16 protein-coding genes are annotated in these 18,721 nt (G+C 69.8%); 8 read left to right on the forward strand and 8 right to left on the reverse strand.

Annotated elements, in window-relative coordinates:
- On the reverse strand, window positions 1-280 hold a 280-nt coding region (locus tag ACFXJ8_RS21970; protein WP_379645780.1), incomplete at its 3' end, for an excisionase family DNA-binding protein.
- Between the two features lie 600 nt (window positions 281-880).
- Here ACFXJ8_RS21970 and ACFXJ8_RS21975 point away from each other — a divergent pair.
- Window positions 881-2,092, forward strand: coding sequence for a hypothetical protein (locus ACFXJ8_RS21975; RefSeq protein ID WP_379645781.1), 1,212 nt, complete (start codon window positions 881-883; stop codon window positions 2,090-2,092).
- Here the strand turns inward: ACFXJ8_RS21975 and ACFXJ8_RS21980 are convergent.
- Genes ACFXJ8_RS21980 through ACFXJ8_RS21990 form a run of 3 tightly spaced genes read right to left on the reverse strand, consistent with a single transcriptional unit; the run spans window position 1,989 to window position 3,888 of the window.
- Window positions 1,989-2,639: a hypothetical protein gene (locus tag ACFXJ8_RS21980; RefSeq protein ID WP_379645782.1), complete on the reverse strand. Its 651-nt coding sequence runs from the start codon at window positions 2,637-2,639 to the stop codon at window positions 1,989-1,991. The two genes, ACFXJ8_RS21975 and ACFXJ8_RS21980, sit on opposite strands and share 104 nt — an antisense overlap.
- On the reverse strand, window positions 2,636-3,205 hold the full coding sequence (locus ACFXJ8_RS21985) for a hypothetical protein (RefSeq protein WP_379645783.1): 570 nt from the start codon (window positions 3,203-3,205) through the stop codon (window positions 2,636-2,638). The genes ACFXJ8_RS21980 and ACFXJ8_RS21985 overlap by 4 nt, the downstream gene beginning before the upstream one ends.
- On the reverse strand, window positions 3,202-3,888 hold the full coding sequence (locus tag ACFXJ8_RS21990) for a hypothetical protein (protein WP_379645784.1): 687 nt from the start codon (window positions 3,886-3,888) through the stop codon (window positions 3,202-3,204). The genes ACFXJ8_RS21985 and ACFXJ8_RS21990 overlap by 4 nt, the downstream gene beginning before the upstream one ends.
- A gap of 242 nt (window positions 3,889-4,130) precedes the next feature.
- On the opposite strand from ACFXJ8_RS21990, the gene ACFXJ8_RS21995 reads away from it, so the two are divergent.
- Window positions 4,131-4,352, forward strand: coding sequence for a hypothetical protein (locus ACFXJ8_RS21995; protein ID WP_379645785.1), 222 nt, complete (start codon window positions 4,131-4,133; stop codon window positions 4,350-4,352).
- Window positions 4,353-4,382: 30 nt separating this feature from the next.
- On the opposite strand, the gene ACFXJ8_RS22000 is transcribed toward ACFXJ8_RS21995, so the two are convergent.
- Entirely contained in the window at window positions 4,383-4,613 is a 231-nt protein-coding gene (locus tag ACFXJ8_RS22000) for a hypothetical protein (RefSeq protein ID WP_379645786.1), read from the reverse strand.
- On the reverse strand, window positions 4,600-4,839 hold the full coding sequence (locus ACFXJ8_RS22005; protein ID WP_379645787.1) for a DUF6400 family protein: 240 nt from the start codon (window positions 4,837-4,839) through the stop codon (window positions 4,600-4,602). The genes ACFXJ8_RS22000 and ACFXJ8_RS22005 overlap by 14 nt, the downstream gene beginning before the upstream one ends.
- Before the next feature lie 227 nt (window positions 4,840-5,066).
- Between ACFXJ8_RS22005 and ACFXJ8_RS22010 the strand changes: the two genes are divergently transcribed.
- A complete protein-coding gene (locus ACFXJ8_RS22010; protein ID WP_379645788.1) occupies window positions 5,067-7,196 on the forward strand; it encodes a SpoIIE family protein phosphatase in 2,130 nt (709 codons plus the stop codon).
- A 7-nt stretch (window positions 7,197-7,203) separates the two neighbouring features.
- Here the strand turns inward: ACFXJ8_RS22010 and ACFXJ8_RS22015 are convergent, their stop codons facing one another.
- Window positions 7,204-9,105 (reverse strand): N-6 DNA methylase, encoded by a 1,902-nt coding sequence (locus tag ACFXJ8_RS22015; RefSeq protein WP_379645789.1) that lies wholly within the window; start codon window positions 9,103-9,105, stop codon window positions 7,204-7,206.
- A gap of 266 nt (window positions 9,106-9,371) precedes the next feature.
- Between ACFXJ8_RS22015 and ACFXJ8_RS22020 the strand changes: the two genes are divergently transcribed.
- The 5 genes from ACFXJ8_RS22020 (at window position 9,372) to ACFXJ8_RS22040 (ending at window position 18,162) form a co-directional block, all read left to right on the forward strand.
- On the forward strand, window positions 9,372-11,747 hold the full coding sequence (locus ACFXJ8_RS22020) for an AAA family ATPase (protein WP_379645790.1): 2,376 nt from the start codon (window positions 9,372-9,374) through the stop codon (window positions 11,745-11,747).
- A 1-nt stretch (window position 11,748) separates the two neighbouring features.
- The gene (locus tag ACFXJ8_RS22025) at window positions 11,749-12,132 is read left to right on the forward strand and encodes a hypothetical protein (protein WP_379645791.1); all 384 of its coding nucleotides are present in this window, start codon (window positions 11,749-11,751) and stop codon (window positions 12,130-12,132) included.
- Window positions 12,129-16,829, forward strand: coding sequence for an AAA domain-containing protein (locus ACFXJ8_RS22030; protein ID WP_379645792.1), 4,701 nt, complete (start codon window positions 12,129-12,131; stop codon window positions 16,827-16,829). Before ACFXJ8_RS22025 ends, ACFXJ8_RS22030 begins: the two co-directional genes overlap by 4 nt.
- On the forward strand, window positions 16,826-17,389 hold the full coding sequence (locus ACFXJ8_RS22035; protein WP_379645793.1) for a hypothetical protein: 564 nt from the start codon (window positions 16,826-16,828) through the stop codon (window positions 17,387-17,389). The genes ACFXJ8_RS22030 and ACFXJ8_RS22035 overlap by 4 nt, the downstream gene beginning before the upstream one ends.
- A gap of 335 nt (window positions 17,390-17,724) precedes the next feature.
- Window positions 17,725-18,162: a DUF6294 family protein gene (locus ACFXJ8_RS22040; RefSeq protein WP_379645794.1), complete on the forward strand. Its 438-nt coding sequence runs from the start codon at window positions 17,725-17,727 to the stop codon at window positions 18,160-18,162.
- Window positions 18,163-18,249: 87 nt separating this feature from the next.
- On the opposite strand, the gene ACFXJ8_RS22045 is transcribed toward ACFXJ8_RS22040, so the two are convergent.
- Window positions 18,250-18,666: a PPOX class F420-dependent oxidoreductase gene (locus ACFXJ8_RS22045; RefSeq protein ID WP_379645795.1), complete on the reverse strand. Its 417-nt coding sequence runs from the start codon at window positions 18,664-18,666 to the stop codon at window positions 18,250-18,252.
- Between the last annotated feature and the right edge of the window lie 55 nt (window positions 18,667-18,721).

The raw sequence follows: 18,721 nt of genomic DNA on the forward strand, positions 1-18,721 counted from the left end.
CGACCTCGCCCGTGGACGTGGCCAGCAATTCCTCCTCCTGCGCATCCAGCGACGATTCCTGCCCGGACGAGCCCGAGACGCGCACATACAGAACCTCCCGCCGGGGGCGGAAGGTCGCCGAGTCGCTGCCGCGCTTCATGTTCTCCACATCGACTGAGGAGAACCGGCGCTCACGGCCGACCCAGGAGAACGGAATCTTGCCGTCGATAGCCCACTGGCGAAGCGTCATCGGATGGATGCCCAGGCGCTTGGCGGCCTTGGAGATCCGCAGCAACTCCACACACCAACTATACATGCATAACACTAGGGATGACTAAGGAAGTCAATGAGCCTGGTGGTCACCGCGCCCTGATCCTCATGGGCGTGAGCCTGTGGCAGGGCGCTCGCGGTGATCGTGGCGGGCAACCTGTTCTGGGGGCCGGTCGGCCTGCTCGCCGTCTCGGGCCCGGCCTCGGGCACGCCGAGCGAGGTGAACCGGCGGCGTCAACTGGGCGGGCGCCCTGGCGCTCACGACGGGCACCGCCGCGGCCGCCCTCTGCGTGAACACGCTGTACACGGGCCCGATCGCGCAGGCCCTCGGCGGGATGGACCTCGCGCTGCCGGTCGGCATCGTCACCGCGTCGGCCGGCTACACGCTCCTGACCCGTCGCTCCCGCGACGGCCACTCCCTCGGTACGGCGGTGCCCGCATCTCGACGTCCCCGACGTACGATCGACGGCGCCTGCTCACGGCACGCATCCTCGGACGCCCGGCCCGGAACGGCCCCGGCGACCTCGCCGGCCTGCTCACCGCCCACCGCGACGACGGGCCAAAGTGTGTCGGCCGCTCCGCGCCGTGGCCGCCGTGCACAGCGACCGTCACCTCGGTACGATCCGTCGGGATGAAAGCGTTATTCTCCCCGTTCCTGCTGCCACGGGACGCTCTTGCCCTGGCTGCGCGTTTCTTCTTCCCGCTCGCGTTGTTCTACACGCTGGGCCGGATCGCGCACGACCTGATCCTGGTGGCCGCCGTCTATGTCGGCGATGTGGAAGCTCCGCGCAAGTTCTTGGGCTTCGCCGTCATGAGCATGGCGGTGCTCGCGACGCTGGCCGCCTATGTCGCGATGCTGCGCACGTTGCGGATCTCCCCTGCGCGGACTACCGCGCCCGACGGGCAGTCAGGCCGCCTGGCAACCCTCATCGGTCACACGCTGCTGCCGTTCCTGGCTCTCTACGGCGCCTGGGGCTTGTTCGCCGACGACGTCCGCCAGTACAGCATCTTGGCGCAGGAGCTGTTCGGCGTGCAGGAGATCGACAACCTGACCTTCGATCCGCTTCTGACGACCTCCCTGATGGCCGCCGGCGCGTTCGCGATCCGGGTAGTGATCGAGAAGGCATACCAACGGCACCTGAAGGCTTGGCTCGGCCTGCTCGCGATTGGCATGGAGTCGATGTGGATGTTCTTCGCGGTGATCAGCATCGAGCACTTCATCGGCGAACGGGTGGACTGGCTGACTTCCAGAGCCGCTTGGGCCGGCGCGAGCGACGCGGTCGGGACGGTGCTCGGTCCGGTCGGGGACGCTGTCGCCGTGGTCGTGCCGGACGTAGGCGACGCCCTGGTGCTCCCGCTGGTGTGGGTGACGATCGCGGCCGTGGTCTACGGGCGGGACATGGGCCAGGGGGAGGCGCTCATCCAGGGCACCCGCGTGCAGGCGAGGGCGGGCCGCATCCGCGCGGCCGCGCCGGACCCGGTGCGCAGAGCGGCGGAGTTCGTCTCGCGCGACGTCCGGGACAAGTACACGCCGATGCTGAACGGATTGCGCATGCTCCTGAGCGCCGGCCCGGTCTTCTTTCTGGTCTTCTGCCTGTGTTACCTGCTGCTGGGCGTCGGCAGAGACTGGGCTTTCATCGGCGTGACGAACCTGGTCGGCCCACACGAAAGCAACTGGTGGACGTTGTGGCACGGGCCGATCAGATTCGGGGTGACCGCGGTCTACGAGGTGCTGCGGATCAGTCTGCTCGCGGCGGCTCTGCAGATGGTGCTGCGGGGGGCGTCAGCCGTAGGAAGTCCACATCCCGCTGATCAAGGCGCACTTCGACGCGCAGCGAGCTGAGCGCGTCGGCGGGAACGGCGAAGGAGGCCTGCCACCTCACCTCGGTGCCGGGGCGCACCAGGATCGGCTTGTAGGTCTTGTCGTCGATCTCGGTGCAGAGGGTGGAGACGCCTTTCACGCCTTTCACCTTGGTGCTCGAGGTCCACAGCCGGTCTCTCGGATCGCGCACGGCCGCCGCGCAGCCCTTGGCCAGGGCCTTGCTGGCCTGCTCGTCGGGCGGTTCGACGCCGATGACGGCCGTGACGCCCTTGGTGCCTTTCGGCAGGTCCTGGTCGGCGGCGGGCGTCATGCTGATCAGGCGCCAGGTGGAGCCCGCGAAGGTGGCCGAGGCGCCGGCTGCCACCTCAATCGGCTCACCTCCCGCGCGCAGCGCGTATTGCTCCAGCTTCGGCAGCACCTGGATCGCCACCACTACGGCCACCGCGGCGGCGAGGGCGGGGCCGTACCACAGCTGCCGCGCGCGCCTGCGGGCACCCGCCGGTCTGGTCACGGGATCTGGCTGGGCGGGCTCGTTCGTCTCATGCTGTCCCTGGACGAGCTCACTCACGTGCCCTCCTTGGCGATCGTGATCGTCTGAGCGGTGATTCCAGTGAGCCCGAGCTCGATCTCCGCGGCCGGGCCCAGCGCGCCGTTGAGCCGGTGGAAACTGGCATATCTGGCGCCGGTGATCCACAGCACGGCGCCCTTGACGGCTTCCGGGGGCAGTTCGAAGGCGATCCAGCCGGCCGCGGGGATGCCCGCCTCCAGGTTGACCGAGTCGAATCCCTGGAAACGATCGGTGGCGGCATACAGGCTGCCATTGGCGGCACGCAGCGTGACATCGCCGAGCCTGACCTGTTGGTTCGTCGCTGTGGCGGTCAGTTCGACCACGACCCAGACGCCCTTGGTGCTCTTGCGCTCGACGATGTCGAGGAAGCCCTTCAGCCGCAGCTCACGAGCGGCGTCCACCTGGTCGACGCGGATGGAGTACGGCAGCGTGCGCACCTCCTGCCCTACCGTCCCGGTGGAGGCTATGGGCCGGTACATGCGGTCGCCGTTCGGTTGCAGCCGCTGGACGGCGCCGATGGCGACGAGCAGGAGGGCCGCGGCCGCGATCGTGAGCGCCCTTCTCATGCTCGCTCCAGCGGGGTCTCGAGGATCGCCATCGGGTTCTCGTCGTCGGTGTACCAGAGCGAGGTGCCCGAGTAGTAGCCCAGCAGAGACCAGCTCGGCTTGTAGTCCTCATCATGGATGGCGACGGTCAGCCGCTTGGGGACCGCGGCGCCCTCCGGCACCGTCCAGGCTAAGCGCACGTTCTCCGGCAGGCCGGGATTGAGCAGGGTGCCGCGGTTGTCGCCGTCCCGGAGGATCAGCCGCTCCTTGAGATCCATCACCATGTCGACGGCCTTGCCGTCGACCCGCACGCGCAGATCCTTGGCCATGAGTTCGGTGACATCGGCGGGCATCGCGCTGACATTGGTGACGACCAGATCGAGCACCACGTATCTCCCCTTCTGGGGAGCGCCGAAGGGCGACGGATTCGGATCCTCGGTGGTGTAGACGGCTTTGCGCGGGACCAACTGGAAGCGGTTGCCCTTCACCTTCTGGCCGACGGCGATCTGAGGGGGCGTGTTCTTCCTGGATTCCTCGAGCCCGCCGAGCGGCCAGGCAATGGCCACGGGCAGGAGGATCGCCGCCCCGATGGCGGCGAACCAGACCCGCGCGCGCCCGCGTGGAGCTGTTTCTTCGATGGAGGACGACACCCGGGCGATCGTAGCGGAGTAATAGCGGGTAAAGCCGACCAGTTTCGACGGCACCGAGCTTCGCGTAACTCGCGCAGGGACAGCCAGATCCTTCGGGCAGCACTCGCGTGGTCCTCGGCCAGGTCGACCTCCGGCGCGCCGGCCAGCCACCCGAGAATCGCTTTGGCTCACGCAGCGGAAAGGTTGAACGAGCCGGGGCACCCCCAGGCCCCTGTGACGCTGCGTCATGTGTTGTACTCAGATGACCCCCGCCTTCGGTGAGATCCGTTCCGCATGGGTTGGAGGCAGGTATGTCCATGAGTCGTGGACCGATGTGTCAGGTCGTCCCCCACTATGACGGGCTGATCATCACCGGGTGGGAGCCGGAGCGATACGTGCCCGCCGCCGCGGCCACGACGCTGACCCGGGGGCTCGTCCAGGCCTCGGTGATGGTGATCTGCGAGGTCCACGACTGGTGCGGCCGGGTGCCCGTCGACTCCGACTACCGGCCGCCCGGATACGAACCCTGGCCGCTGTAGCTTCGCGGCGTCCGGCCGGGCGGGCGCGGGTCAGGCAGGGGCGTTCCCGCCCGCGCCGAAGCGGGTCGCGTGATCCCAGATGTGGGTGCAACCGGGACACTGGAGGTGCAGCCGGTTTCCGGAGACGCCGAGCAGGTAGCGCCAGTGCGCCCCGCAGTTACGGCCGCCACCGCACTCTCCGCAGCCCTTGTCGTCGAAGCAGCCGGGGCACGACACCCAGGCTCTGCGGCCCAGATCGGCGTGGGGATCAATCGGCAGCACGGCTCGACTCCCTTCGCGGGAGGACCTGGGCGGCCACGAGCATGTCGTAGATCTCCTGCTGCCGCTCGTCGAGGCCGGAGTAGAGGAGGTCGTAGGCCTCCTGCTCCCCTCTCATCACCTCCAGGGGATCCCAGCCCGCTCCGAGGGCCGCCATGACCGCGGCCCGGCGGCGAGTCTCATCCAGGGTGAGGTCGATCTCGAAAACGCTGCTGCTGTCCTGGCTCATGGGGGCGTCTTTCCGGTGGGACGGCGACCGCGACATCGGTCGATGAAACCACCTCCCGGGGAAGGAGGCTTGGCGTCCTATATACCTTATGTCCGATTTTATGGCTAATTCATGGTGCTTAGTGGGGCAGGGGGAGAAACACTCATGGCAGCGGGTACGCGGGGCCAAAGCTCCAGGTCAGTCGGGGTAACGTCCCATATGTAGGAGCCTGAGATGAGGTGGTGGCTTTGGCGGGACGGTTCCCACACTCCGACGCTGCCGACGCCTCAGACGAGGGACGAGACGGCAGGGACGACTGGGACGCGCTGGCCAAGAGCCTGACCGAGCTGCTGGAGGAGATCGGCGCCCACACCGGCGCGGTCTACCGCCTGGACCCCGAGGGCCAGGTGCTGGAACTGGTCGTGATGGAGGGGCTGCCGAGAGAGTTCGCCCAGCCGTGGGAGCGGGTGAGCCTGACCGCCTCGGTCCCGGTCGCCGATGCGGTGCGGGACCGGCGGCTGGTGTGGGTGGGCGACGAAGAGGACATGGTGCGCCGCTACCCGGCGATCGCCCTCGCCCTGCCGTACGAGTTCTCGCTGGCCGCGCTCCCGCTGTCCGACCACGGCGCGATGTTCATCGTCTGGTCGGGCACCTATCCGCCGCCTCCGGTCGAGACCCGCGACCGCCTCGTGGCGGCCGCTGCCGTACTGGCGGACAAGCTGGAGGCGGTCGCTCCCACGGGATGGCAGGACGGGCGCGGACGCCCCGCGGCGCCGCGCGCCGATCCGGCGGCGGTGCTCGGGGAGATGGTGGCGCGCCTGCCCGAGGGGATGTGCACGCTGGACATCCGCGGCCGCCTCACCTACATCAGCCCGAGGGGAGCCGCGCTGCTCGGCGAGTCGCCGATGCGGCTGATCGGCGCCCAGCCCTGGACCGTGTTGCCGTGGCTGGACGACCCGTTGTACGAGGACCGCTACCGCAGAGCGATGATCAGCCAGCAGCCGACCTCGTTCGTGGCGCTGTGCCCGCCGGAGCGGTGGCTGGCCTTCGACCTGTATCCCTCGATCACCGGCATCACCGTGCGCATCAGCCCCGCTCCGGTGGAGTCGAAGGCGGCCGCGCCCTCGACGGTGCCGATCGACGTGGCGCTGCCCACCAGGGCGGGGGCCATCTACCACGTCCTCCATCTGGCGAGCACGCTGACGCAGGCCGCCAGCGTACAGGATGTGGTGGATCTGGTCGCCGACCAGATCATGCCCGCGTTCGGCGCCCAGGCCGTGGCGCTGATGACGGCCGAGGAGGGGCGCCTGCGCGTCGCCGGTCATCGGGGCTTCCCGCCCCACATCATCGAGCAGTACGGCCAGCTGTCGCTGACCGCGCCGACGCCGAGCATCCGCGCGATGGTCACCGGCGTGCCGAACTTCTTCGAGTCGCACGAGGAGCTGTACCAGATCTACCCGTCGGCCGTCGCGCCGGACGACGGCATGGCCGCCTGGGCGCTGCTGCCGCTGATCGCCTCCGGCCGTCCCGTCGGCACCTGCGTGCTCGCCTTCTGCGAACCCCACCGCTTCAGCGTCGAGGAGCGGGCCGTCCTCACCTCGTTGGGCGGCCTGATCGCGCAGGCGATGGAACGCGCGCGGCTGTACGACGCCAAGGCGGAACTCGCTCGCGGCCTGCAGCAGGGCCTGCTCCCCCACGCTCTTCCCCGCCTGCCGGGACTGGCCGCCGCGGCGCGCTACCTGCCCGGCACCGAAGGCATGGACATCGGGGGCGACTTCTACGACCTCATCCGCCTGCGTGACGACACCGCCGCGGCCATCATCGGCGACGTCCAAGGGCACAATGTCACCGCCGCCGCCCTCATGGGGCAGATCCGCACCGCCGTACGCGCCTATGCCGCGGCCGGCGCCGATCCCGGCGAGGTGCTGACGCGCACCAACCAGATGCTGACCGACCTCGATCCGGATCTGTTCGCCAGCTGTGTCTACGTCCATCTCGACCTCGGACGCCGGGTGGCGCGCCTTGCCAGGGCCGGTCACCCCGAGCCGCTCCTGCGGCATCCCGACGGCCGCGTCGAGATCGTCCATGTCCCAGGGGGGATCCTGCTGGGCATCGATCCCGAGGCGGACTTCCCGTGCACGCAGATCCCGCTGGAGGTCGGCGGCCTCCTGGCGCTCTACACCGACGGTCTGATCGAGGTGCCGGGGACCGACCTCGACGACGGCCTGACCGCTCTTGGCGCCAGGCTGGCGCACGCCGCCGACGAGCACCTGGACGAGCTGGCCGAACGCCTGATCAGGAACGCCCAGGGCGCCAACCGCCGCAGCGACGACGTCGCCCTGCTCCTGCTGCGCCTGACAGCCGAGCCGCCCGCGTAGGGGGCGCTCACGCCTCGGGGGTCAGGCTGCCGTTGCCGATCCCGGCGAACCCTTCCCTGACCAGGGCCGAACCCAGCACGGCCACCTGGCCGACCGCCGTCTCCAGCGCCTCGAGCTGCTGGAACGTCGCACCCAGCCTGCGCTGCTCCGCCATGGGCAGCCTGGGGATCTCCACCCGCCTGATGTCGGAACGCGAGGTCCCCGTGCCCGCCTGCAGTCCGGCCACCCTGAGGAAGCCGGCCAGGCAGCGCGGGTCGAGCCGCGAAGGGTCGGCGCGGAACACGTGCAGGCCACTGCCCAGTACGGCACCGCCCTCCTTGACGACTTGGGCGACGAACGCACGTCCACCGGCGGGAACCACCACGTCGTCAGGTTCGAGAAGGACCATCTCCATGCCCATGGACGTGCGCCCGCTGGGACCCCTGCCCGCGAGCACGTCCTCGACGGTGAGCATGGGCAGCCTGCCTTCGGCCGCCTGGTGCCGGGGGGCCTGGTAGAGAGTGACGGCGCCCGCCCTGATCTGCTCGGCGATCGTGGCCATGGGCAGCTCGCCGGTGGGTGCGGCGACGATTCGCAGCGCCTCCAGGGCCGCGCGGGCCGCGGACACGGCGGCCGCGAGGGCGTCGAGGCCGGCGGAGAAGCCCTCGGCGTCGGCGCGGCCGCTCGCGAGATGGCGAGCGGGAGTGAGGTCGACCTCTTCGTCCAGCAGGTCGATCAGCGGGACCGCTCCCTCTGACTCCGGCGAGAAGCCCCGCCACAGGGCCAGGACGGTCTCCTTGATCCGCTCCGCTGCCTCGGCCATGAGGACGTGGGTGGGGATCGGGTCGTCGGGCATCGGCTTGCGCAGGATCCACAGGTGTGGTGTGCCGAGCGCCTGGGGGGCGGTGCCGGTGGGAAGAGCCACGACGGCGCGCAGTGTGCCCGTGCGCAGGAGCTGCGCACGGATGCGGCGGCCCGAGCGGCGGTCGGCCGCGGCCGACGGCATCAGGACGACCATGTGGCCGCCGGGTTTGAGATGGAACAGGCCATGCTGTACCCATGGCAGCTCCGGCTCGCCGCGCGGCGGCAGGCCGTACTGCCAGCGCATGTCCCCGGCCAGCTCCTCGTATCCCCATGAGCGCTCGCCGAAGGGCGGGTTGCACAGGACGGCGTCGGCCTGCAGGGAGCCGAAGGCGTCGGCGCGCAGGGAGTCGCCGACTCTGATCACGGCCTCGTGACCGTGCAGCAGCAGCCTGGCGGCCGCGATTCTGGCCGCGTTCTCGTCGCGGTCCTGGCCGTAGAGCATGGCCGCCCCCGGGGCGGCCGCCAGCAGCAACGCGCCGAGACCGCAGGTCGGGTCGAAGACGGTCTCGCTCTCGGGGCCGGCCAGCGCGGCCAGCAGCTCTGCGGCCTCCGCGGACATCGCGGCCACGCGCCGTGTGTGCGCGTCGAGGTAACGGTCGCAGAGGAAGTCGAAGATGGCCGCGGCCCCCCGTTCGGCGGCCAGTTCGGCGATCCCCGCCAGCAGCGTGGTCGGGAACGTCATGGTCTCGCCTTCGGGCATCCCCTCGGGGGTGAAGTCGGCGGAGGAGACCTCCGCCGATCGGGCGAGCTTCTTCCACGCGGCCGGATTCCTGTCCAGGAGCAGCAGGAACGCCCCCACATGTCCGACGACCGCCGACAGGTGGAGGTCCTCCACCCCGGCCCGCAACTGCTGCCAGATCCGCTCGTCGAGCGGTACCTCGGCCAGCTTTCCCTGACGGCGTAGCCAGTCCTCCACCTCGGCCAGCGAGAACAGGGGACTGCTCGACGTGCCGCCGACGGGAGCGGGGAAGTCCTCGAATCTGCGGCGCCAGTTGCTGACGGCGGCCCGCCCCACCCCCGCGAGTCGGGCGATGTCGGCCGCTGCGACGGTGGCGCTGTCGTTCATGAGTACCCCAAGTTACCGAGGACCGCCGCGTAGTCGGAGCGATCCAGCGGATCCATGGCCACCTGCCTGTGATCGACGTCAGAGACGGACAGTATATGTGTGAATGGAGTTTACGGAAGAGCTCTTCGGTGATCTTCCTAAAGTGGCTCAAATGGGGTCAATATGGCGGCAAACGGAAGTGTTCTTGTGTATCCGATACACGTATGCTCTACTGTCACACCCAGAGCAAGCGCTTCGATGACTTCCCCCACCATCAGGAGACCGCTGTGTCCACTTCCCCGACGCATGCAACGCTCCACGACCAGATTCGCGCCAGGCTCGCGGCCTCCGACCTCAACGCCGAGGCCGGACAGCTGATCCTGGCCGCCCTCGGCGAGCCACCCCGCCCACTCTCATCCGCGCCGAGCGGCATCTACCTGGGGGCGATAGGTGTCAGCGGGTTCCGTGGCATCGGCCGCTCGGCCCGTCTGCCGCTCACCCCGGCCAACGGGCTGACCATCGTCACCGGCCGCAACGGCTCGGGAAAGTCGAGTTTCGCCGAGGCCGTCGAGATGGCCCTGACCGGTGAGAACTCCCGTTGGAAGGACAAGTCCCAGATCTGGACGAGCAGCTTCGCCAACCTTCACACCGGCACCCCACCGGAGATCGAGGTCGAGCTGGCGATCTCCGGTGACGGCGGGCCGAGCCTGGTCCACCGCTGCTGGACGGGGCCGAAGGTGACCGACTCCGCCGCCACCGTCACCCGCCCCGGTCATGGGCCCGCCCCGCTGTCCGAGTTGGGCCTCGACCAAGCCCTAGCCGACTACCGCCCCTTTCTGCCCTACGCCGAGCTGGGCGACGCGCTGGACAAGCCGTCCGAGATCTACGACAAGATCTCCACCGTCCTGGGCCTCGGCCTACTCGCAGACGCCTGCAAGCGGCTGCGAGAACAGGTCCTGGCCTGGGAGAAGACCGCCAAGACCGCCAGGCAGGCGCTACCCGTGCTGCTCGTCCAGGTGAGGGCAAGTGGCGATCCGCGGGCCAGGGCCGTGCTCGACGAACTCGGCAAGCGCGACCCAGACCTGAGTGTCATCGAAGCACTCGTCTCGGGTGACCGGCGCGGTGAGGACGAGTCGCTGCGCTCCTCGCGTCGCCTCGCGGAGCTGACGGGCCCCGACATCGAGGCCGTACGGCAGGCAGCCGAGCGGTTGCAGGCGGCGAGAGGTGATGCCGAGCGGGTGGCCGGGACCGCGGCCGAGGACGCCAGAGGCCGGGCGGACCTGCTGGAGCTGGCGCTCGCCCAGCACCGGCGGCATCCCGACGATCCGGCCTGCCCCGTGTGCGAGGCGCCAGAGCGGCTGGACGACGCGTGGGCGGCACGGGCCGCGCGGGAGATCGCCCGGCTGCGCGCGGAGGCCACGGCGGCCGAGTCCGCACGCCGGGAGTTGCACCTGGCCACGGAGAGCGCCGCTCGGCTGGTCACCGACCCTCCTGCCTGGGTCCCCGCTCCGCTGGCCGAGGTGTGGCGAGCATGGGCGGCCTGCCGATCACTGGAGGATCCGAGCCGGTTCGTCGTGTCCGCGACTCGCCTGGCGGAAGCCTGCCGCCGGGCGAAGGAGGATGCCGTCAAGCGCCTGGCCGACCAGGACAGTCAGTGGTACGACGTCGTCTCCGCCGTGGCCGTCTGGTGCAGGGACGCCCGTGAGTCCATGGCGGCGACGGCTCGGCTGGTCCCGGCGAAGAAGGCCGACGAGTGGCTGCGCGCCGTCCACGACGGCCTGCGTGCCGAGCGCATGGAGGCTCAAGGGCAGGACGCCAGGGGTTACTGGCAGATCATGCGCCAGCAGAGCAACGTCATGCTCGGCCGGATCCGGCTGACCGGCCGAGGCGGAGCGCGCAAGGCCGAACTGGACGTCACCGTGGACGACGTCCCCGGTGCGGCGCTGGGCGTGATGAGCCAGGGCGAGCTCCACGCGCTGGCGCTGTCACTGTTCCTGCCGAGGGCGATGATGCCGGACAGCCCCTTCCGCTTCCTGGTCATCGACGATCCGGTCCAGTCGATGGACCCTGCCAAGGTCGACGGCCTGGCCGAACTGCTGGACGTGGTCGCCCAGCACCGGCAGGTGGTGGTGTTCACGCACGACAGCCGGCTCCCTGAGGCCGTCCGGCGGATGCGCCTGCCTGCCACCATCCTGGAGATCGTCCGCAAGGAGCGCTCCGAGCTCGATGTCGTGGCCTCCGACGACCCGATCGACCGCGCCCTGAAGGACGCCCGAGCCATTGCCGCGCACCCGCGCCTGCCCGCCGAGGTGGGCCAGGCCGTGCTGCCGGGTCTGTGCAGGATCGCGCTGGACGCCGCGTTCGCCGAGGTGGCCAGGCGGCGACTGCTGACCGAAGGGCTCGGCCACGACGAGGTCGAGAAGCGTATCGCCGAGGCTCGCCCTACCGGCCAGATCGCCGCGCTCGCCCTCGGCGTGACCGCCCAGCGGGAGGTGACGGGCTGGCTGAACCAGCACATCGGCGCCTGGGCCGGGGACGTGTTCATCGCCTGCAACAAGGGCAGCCACGATCCCGAGCAGTTCCACGTCCGCTTCCGTGGCGACGGCAAGGACCCGATCGAGTACGTCACCAAGCTGACCCGGCGACTGCGGCAGGTGCACTGACATGGGCTCCTGCACTCGCCTCCTGGACGACGCCGACCGGCTGCTGCGGACCATGGGACAGGGCCTGTGGCCCCGGGCCACGGCCTTCCTCCTCCGGATGGCGTTGGAGGCGGCTCTGGCGGACTTCTGGGAGCGGACACAGCCCGGCGTACGCGATTGCGACATGAACGCGCAGTTGTTGTGCCTGACGGTCTACCGCGACCAGAACACGGTACGGCTTGCCGTCCGCGCCTGGTCGGCTCTCAGCGCGGCCTGCCGCTACCACGGTTACGAACTCAGTCCCACCGCGGGTGAGCTCCGCGCTCTGCACAGCGAGGTCGGCATGCTCGCCACCCGTCTCACCTGTCCGACCCACCGTGCGAGCAAGAAGGAGCACTCCACGTGAGCGCGCGAACGTCACGAGCCCGCGACCCCCTGCTGGTCGACTCCACCACCCGGCTGGTGGAGTTCCTTCGCGACCTGGCCACCGCCCGCCGCGTCCCCGTGCGGGACCTGCGCAACCATGGTCAGGTCCTGTGGTTGGCAGACCTGCCGGAGGCGGTCGAGCCGCACCGCGGCGCGAACCTCGGCGAGGTCCTGCTGTCGGTGGAGCATGTCCGGAGCGCGCCGCCCCCGGTGCCGCCGGCCGTACTGGACGGCTGGCTGCGGCCGCACGAGCTGACAGACCCCGAACTGGACGCGCCGAAGCTCTCCGAGACCGGTCCTGGCATCGTCGAGGAGCTCGACCAGGACGACCGGCCTTCGTCCCGTTCCGAAACCCAGGACGACCGACCGGACGTCGTCGAGGCCTACGGCACGTGGCTGCCGCGCTGGCAGGGCTGGGCGGGCCAGGAGCGGGATCGGGTACGGCAGCAGCGCTGGCACCGAGATCTCTACTCGATCGCCAACAGGCTCGGCCAGATCGACGACGAGTGGGAGCTCTGCCTGGCGACCGGTCTGCTCTCCTGGACCGCTCCAGACGGCACCCGCGTGCGCAACCATCTGCTCGCGACCCGTCTCCATCTCCAGGTCGACAAGGACACCGAGCGAGTAGACGTCCTGCTGGGCGAGACGGCGCCCTCGCTCGAGGACCGCGAACTGCTGGCCGACCTGTCCGGCTTCACTCCGCAGCGCACCGACCGCCTGCGCCAGCGGGTCAGGGAAGGCGACGGCGCCGGACTCCAGAGCTCCGTGAGCGACGTGCTGGAGTCGTGGTGCGACCGAGGGCTGGAACCCGAGGCCAGGTTTCGACCGAGCTGGGACCCCGGCGACAATCCAGCCAAGGTCGCCGAGGTACGGCTGGCGCCCGCGTTGGTCCTGCGCAGGCGGGACCGCGGCTCCCTGATCGCCTACTACGACCGGATGATCGCCACGCTGACCGGCCCGGATGCCGAGACCCCGCTCGGCCTGGCGCAGCTGGTCGCTCCGCTCGAGCCGGCCGAGCGCATGGCCTTCCTGCGGGAACGCGGTGTGACATCGGGAGCCGACCTCGGGCGTGACCCGTTGTTCCCGTTGCCCGCCAACCCCGAGCAGCGGACCATCATGACACGTCTGCGTTCGGACAACGGCGTCGTCGTGCAGGGTCCACCGGGGACGGGCAAGACGCACAGCATCGCCAACCTGCTGTCGGCTCTGCTCGCCCAGGGCCAGCGGGTGCTCGTCACCAGCCAGAAGGCGCAGGCCCTGCGGGTGCTGCGGGACAAGCTTCCCTCCGAGATCGCCGGATTGTGCGTCTCGATGACCGACCTGGGCCGGGGCGGTTCCGCGGAACTGGAGGGCGGGGTGAAGGCGCTGTCGACCCGGTTCTCGTCCTTCGACCCGGCCAGGCAGGCCAAGGGCATCGCCGAGAAGCGGCACCAGCTCGACGCGGCCCGCCGTAGGACGGCGGAGCTGACCGAGCGCGTCCGCGCGCTGCGCGAGTCGGAGACCTACAGCCACCCCCCGATAGCGCACGGATACGCGGGCACTCTGCCGGAGATCGTCCGGCGGCTGACGCACGAGGGCGTCGAGTGCTCGTGGATGCCCACGCCGCTGCCGTCCTCGGCTTCCCAGGAGCCGCCCATCTCGGTCGGCGAGGCCGCGGAGCTCATCACCCTGCTCGCGCAGGAGACGCCGCAGCGCAAGGCCAGGCCGGGCCAGCGCATCCCCGACGTGTCCGCACTACCGGGCGCACAGCCGCTCAAGGGGTTGATCGCCGCCGAGGTGGCCGCTCAGGGCCTCGCCCAGCAGGCCAAGACGGAGGTCTCCGCTCGACTCGAGCATCTTTCGCCGCCGCTGCTCGCCCAACTGGAGACCACAGCTGCCGATGTGATGCTCCGTCTCCAGCAACTCGGGATGCCGGAGCAGGCCGAGGCGTGGGATACGACCGACTGGACCTGCCGCGCGCTCACCGACGGGCTGAACGGCCGGGAGTCCTTCCTGTGGGACCAGGTGGCCGCCCTGACCGGCCAGTTCACGGCCGTCCGCGACGCGGTCCGGCACGTGGGCTTCAGAAAGATCGACCACCCGGCCTTGGACGCGCCGGGAGCGCTCGGCACCTATCTCCACGCCATGCGCGCGCTGCGTGACCATCTGCTCGCCGGAAACCAGCTCAAGCGGGGGCTGTTTCGTTCCGCGGTGCAGAAGCAGGCCCAATCATGGCTCGACGACACCCTGGTGGACGGGATCACGCCCACCAGCGCCGAGCTCGTTTCCCTGGTCGTGGCCGAGCTCGAAGGGCGCGTCGCGGCCGAGCAGCTGCTGCGCGGGTGGGAGCAGGTCGGCGTGCGGTTCCCACGAGACCTTTCGCTCCAGCTCACGGTGGCCAAGCTGGACGACGCCTTCGGTCGGCTCGACCAGGTGCGGCAGATCCTGCGCTCCGTCGCCGAGACGGCCCGGTCGCTCACCGGGGTGGGCGTACACGTCGGGTTGCGCACACCCGTCGAGTGGTCGGCCTACGTGACGGCACTGCGTGCCGTACGGCTCCAGTTCGAGGCCGAGCAGGCCGCCGCGCAGCTCAACGAACTCCACACAGCCCTCCAGCACGAGGCGCGGCGCGGCACTCCGGCGCCGGAACTGCTCGAGGCGGCCCAGGCCGTGGCCGTTCGGGACGGCGTCACCTACCAGCTGTGCCTCACCGCGCTGGTCACCGCGCAACGGGAGCAGGAGCAGCAGCGTCGCTGCGACGAACTCGCGGAGATGGTCCGCACGGCCCACCCCGCGCTGCTCGACCTGCTGGCCGAGGCCGGATCGTGGTCGCCCCACTTCGCCACCTGGGACCGGGCTTGGGCGTGGGCCAAGGCCCGGACCTTCTTTCTCGAGCAGCGCCGGCCGGGTCTGGAGCAGAAGCTGGAGGGCGAGCTGGAAGCCGCGACAGCGCGGGAGGCGCGGCTGACCGCCGAGCTCGCCGCCGAGCAGGCCTGGGAGGCCGCGCTGAGCCGGATGACCACTCAGCAGACCACGGCGTTGCGGGCCTACCAGGATCACATCGGCAAGCTCGGCAAGGGTCAGGGGCGCTACGCCGCCAAGTACCAGTCGCTGGCCCGCGAGGCGATGACACACGCCCGCGACGCCGTCCCCGCCTGGATCATGCCGCTCCAGCAGGTGCTGGAGACGATCCCGCCGAGCCGCGACTCCTTCGACGTGGTCATCGTCGACGAGGCGAGCCAGGCCGGCATCGAGGCGCTCTTCCTGCTCTGGCTCGCCCCCAGGGTCATCGTGGTCGGGGACGACAAGCAGTGTGCCCCGTCCACGGTCAGCCACGGCGAGTTGCAGCCCATCTTCGACAAGCTGTCGACCTACCTGCCGGACATGCCCGCCTATCTCCGCGACGCGTTCACCCCCAAATCCAGCCTGTTCGACCTGCTGGCGACGAGGTTCGGCTCCGTCCTCCGGCTCAAGGAGCACTTCAGGTGCATGCCGGAGATCATCGATTTCTCGTCACGGCAGTTCTACGCCGACGAACCGCTGATACCGCTGCGGCAGTTCGGCGCCGAGCGGTTGCCGCCGCTGCGCGTCACCCGGATGACCGGTGCGCGGAGCGAGGGCTCGGCGACGCGGCTGCGCAACATGGAGGAGGCCGAGGCGATCGTCGAGCAGATACTCACCTGCGCGGGCGACCCTGCTTACGACGACAGGACCTTCGGCGTGGTGGTGCTGCAGGGCAACGGCCAGGTGCAGCTCATCCACAGCCTGCTGCTCGACCGCCTGGACCCCAAGGACTGGGAGAAGCGGCAACTGCGCGTCGGCACGCCGCCGGACTTCCAGGGCGACGAGCGCGACGTGGTGTTCCTGTCCATGGTGGTCGCCGAGAGGCGCTCGGCGGTGACCAGCACCGAGTGGCAGCGCCGGTTCAATGTGGCCGCCTCCAGAGCCAAGGACCAGATGTGGCTGTTCCACTCGGTCAGCCCCGACCTGCTCTCCCCGGTGTGCTTGCGCCGGTCGCTGCTCACCTACCTGCTCAACCCGCCGGCTCCCCTGCTCTCCGGCCCGCTGAGTGACGTGACCGCCGACCACCCGCACCCGGAGTTCGACTCGCTCTTCGAGCAGCGGGTCTTTCTCAAGATCCGTGAGCGCGGCTATCACGTGGTCCCGCAGGTGGAGGTCAACGGCCGCCGCATCGACCTCGTCGTCAGCGGCGCCAAGGGGCGGCTCGCCGTGGAGTGCGACGGCGACTTCTGGCACGGCACCCCCGAGCAGCGAGAGGCGGACTTGGATCGGGAGCGCGAGCTCAAGCGGGCAGGGTGGCGGTTCTGGCGTGTCAGAGAGAGTGAGTTCTTCTTCGACTCCTCGGCCGCGCTGGAATCGTTGTGGGCCGAGCTCGACAGCCGGGGAATCCAGCCTGGCGAGACGGACGCCAGCGCAGAAACCAGCGTGGCCTCCTCGTGGAACGCGACAGTGCTGTCCGACGACGAGGGCTGGGACGGGCTCGACGACGACTCTGAAACCGTCGTCATCCCCTTCGACAGCGGTGCGACCACGGCGCTGATTCGGGCCTGGGCCCGGGACAACGGCTATGCCGTCGGTGAGCGGGGCCGTCTCCCCGAAGGGGTGGAGCACGCGTACCACCAGTCTTTGTCCCGGACTACCGTGAACGACCACAGTGGAGAAAGGAGCCAGGGGTGAAGTCAGCCGACGAGTACACGACCCGGAGGCCGCTCCTGTCCGGGGCCAATCCGTTCGTCACCCTGTACGAAGATGGCCGGCCCTCTGGCTACGCATCGGTGTGGCGGGTCGACTGGTCGACACGTGGCACCGGCACCGCGCTTGTGGTGTGGGTACCCGGCGTCCTGCGGGTCGTGGGTGACGATCCCGGTCTGGCGACCTGGATCGAGGAGTACTTCGTCCGCGAGTTCGACGAGGTGAGGGCGCTGCCGTCCTGGCCCGCCGCCACCGTTGAGCGAGCCCCCGTCGAGGTGCGTGTCCACCCGGCCGACGGCGCTGTCGCCACGGCGGGCGAACTGGCGGTCACGATCGGCGAGCCGCTCGACGCCAGACCGTTCGCCACTGCCGACTTCTCGATCAGAGGAGTCAGCCACGGCCTGTCCATGCAGGTCATCCCATGTGCCAAGGCCTCGATCACGATCGGCGGGCATCGTGTGCCTGGGGCGCCTGAGGTCACCTGGACAGGCGGCCGTCCGGTCTCGTCGGCCGTCACCGCCGTCCATGAGTCCTGGAGCGTGTGACCGCATCCGGTTGATCTCGCCGCTTGTTCCGGAGGTCACCGCTGTCCGGTCGGTACGGCCCGGCACGACGCGCGTTCGGTCGCCGGCGTCACCCTGCGGCCCGAGGGCTGCCGCCGCCCGCGCCACCTTCGACATCGGCCGAGCTCGCGCACACGGCCCCGTCTCGATCACGCCGCGCCACGACGGCAGGTCGGGCGGGGCCGTCGCCATTCGTGCCTATGCGGCGGCCGACCGGCTCATGAGTAGGGGGTTACTCATGCGCCCCGTTCCGATTCGGGCGGATCCTCAGAGCTAGTCACAACGGTCTCGACCGCAATTCTCCCGAAAGGAAGCTCATGCGCGGAATCCGCAAGGTGACGAGGGCGACCGCCACTACGGCAGCTGTGATCATGGGGGTGTCGTTCGCCACCATCGGCACCGCCCAGGCACAAGCGCCCAAGGTCTTCACCTGGAACTACACGATGCGGGCAGGTGACTGCACGATGTTCCCCGGCGCGAAATGGACGCTGTATCCCGACGGCACGGCGGAATTCGACGGCACGGTCACCAGCGGCGACAACAACGACGCCTGGCTGATGTGGGCGCACCTCAAGGACGCCAACGGCGCCGTTCTCACCTCGCTGACCAACAAGCACTTTCTGCCGAGCGACCGGACCAAGTTCGTCAAGAACCTGCCCGACCGGACGAAGCGCTACCGGTGGTTCGCCGAGGGCAAGTTCAACTCTGGCTGGTTCAACCTCATCAAGGGCATGTCGCTGAGCAAACACTGCTGAGGCGCGGGCACGCCTGGACGCCCCCGCCGGGGGGCCTCAGGCGACGTCGCTCCCAGGCCGAAGTCCATCCGCATGGGCTTTCGGGCGTCAACCACGGTGGATGGTGCGCCGCGACGGGTACCAGGCGGCGCCGATGGGCTCACCGGCCATGTTCCAGCTCCAGGAGAGCGTCGGGGTGACGCGCAGGAAGATGCCGGGGCCGATCATGCCGACCCGCTCGACCGGCCCTTCGGCGCGGCCGTAGATCCGGATGCCGCGCGCGATGAACGGCTCGACGGAGACCAGGTCGTCGACCACCAGCGCGACCCGGTGTGCGCCCGCGCCGACATTGCGGAACTTACGGGTCCCGGTGACGGTCTCGCCGGAGCCGCCGATCCAGAAGTGGGTTCCGTCGAACTCGAACGCGACGGGAACCACGTCAGGCTGCCCGTCGGCGGAGACGGTCGCGAGGCGCGCGAGCGGCTGCGAACGCAGGTAGGCGAGCTCTTCCTCGGTGAACGACATGGATGCCCACTCCTTCAGTTGACCGCCCCTCCCGCCTCTCAGTCTTCCCCCGTCG

It is taken from the genome of Nonomuraea sp. NPDC059194 (assembly GCF_042754765.1).
GTDB lineage: Bacteria > Actinomycetota > Actinomycetes > Streptosporangiales > Streptosporangiaceae > Nonomuraea.

What these genes read in the sequence shown, in the direction of transcription:
- ACFXJ8_RS22045 (WP_379645795.1), bottom strand. Translation starts at nt 18,666, where the DNA reads ATGTCGTTCACCGAGGAAGAGCTCGCCTACCTGCGTTCGCAGCCGCTC.
- ACFXJ8_RS22015 (WP_379645789.1), bottom strand. Translation starts at nt 9,105, where the DNA reads ATGAACGACAGCGCCACCGTCGCAGCGGCCGACATCGCCCGACTCGCG.
- ACFXJ8_RS21975 (WP_379645781.1), top strand. Translation starts at nt 881, where the DNA reads ATGAAAGCGTTATTCTCCCCGTTCCTGCTGCCACGGGACGCTCTTGCC.
- ACFXJ8_RS22005 (WP_379645787.1), bottom strand. Translation starts at nt 4,839, where the DNA reads ATGAGCCAGGACAGCAGCAGCGTTTTCGAGATCGACCTCACCCTGGAT.
- ACFXJ8_RS21995 (WP_379645785.1), top strand. Translation starts at nt 4,131, where the DNA reads ATGAGTCGTGGACCGATGTGTCAGGTCGTCCCCCACTATGACGGGCTG.
- ACFXJ8_RS22040 (WP_379645794.1), top strand. Translation starts at nt 17,725, where the DNA reads ATGCGCGGAATCCGCAAGGTGACGAGGGCGACCGCCACTACGGCAGCT.
- ACFXJ8_RS22025 (WP_379645791.1), top strand. Translation starts at nt 11,749, where the DNA reads ATGGGCTCCTGCACTCGCCTCCTGGACGACGCCGACCGGCTGCTGCGG.
- ACFXJ8_RS21985 (WP_379645783.1), bottom strand. Translation starts at nt 3,205, where the DNA reads ATGAGAAGGGCGCTCACGATCGCGGCCGCGGCCCTCCTGCTCGTCGCC.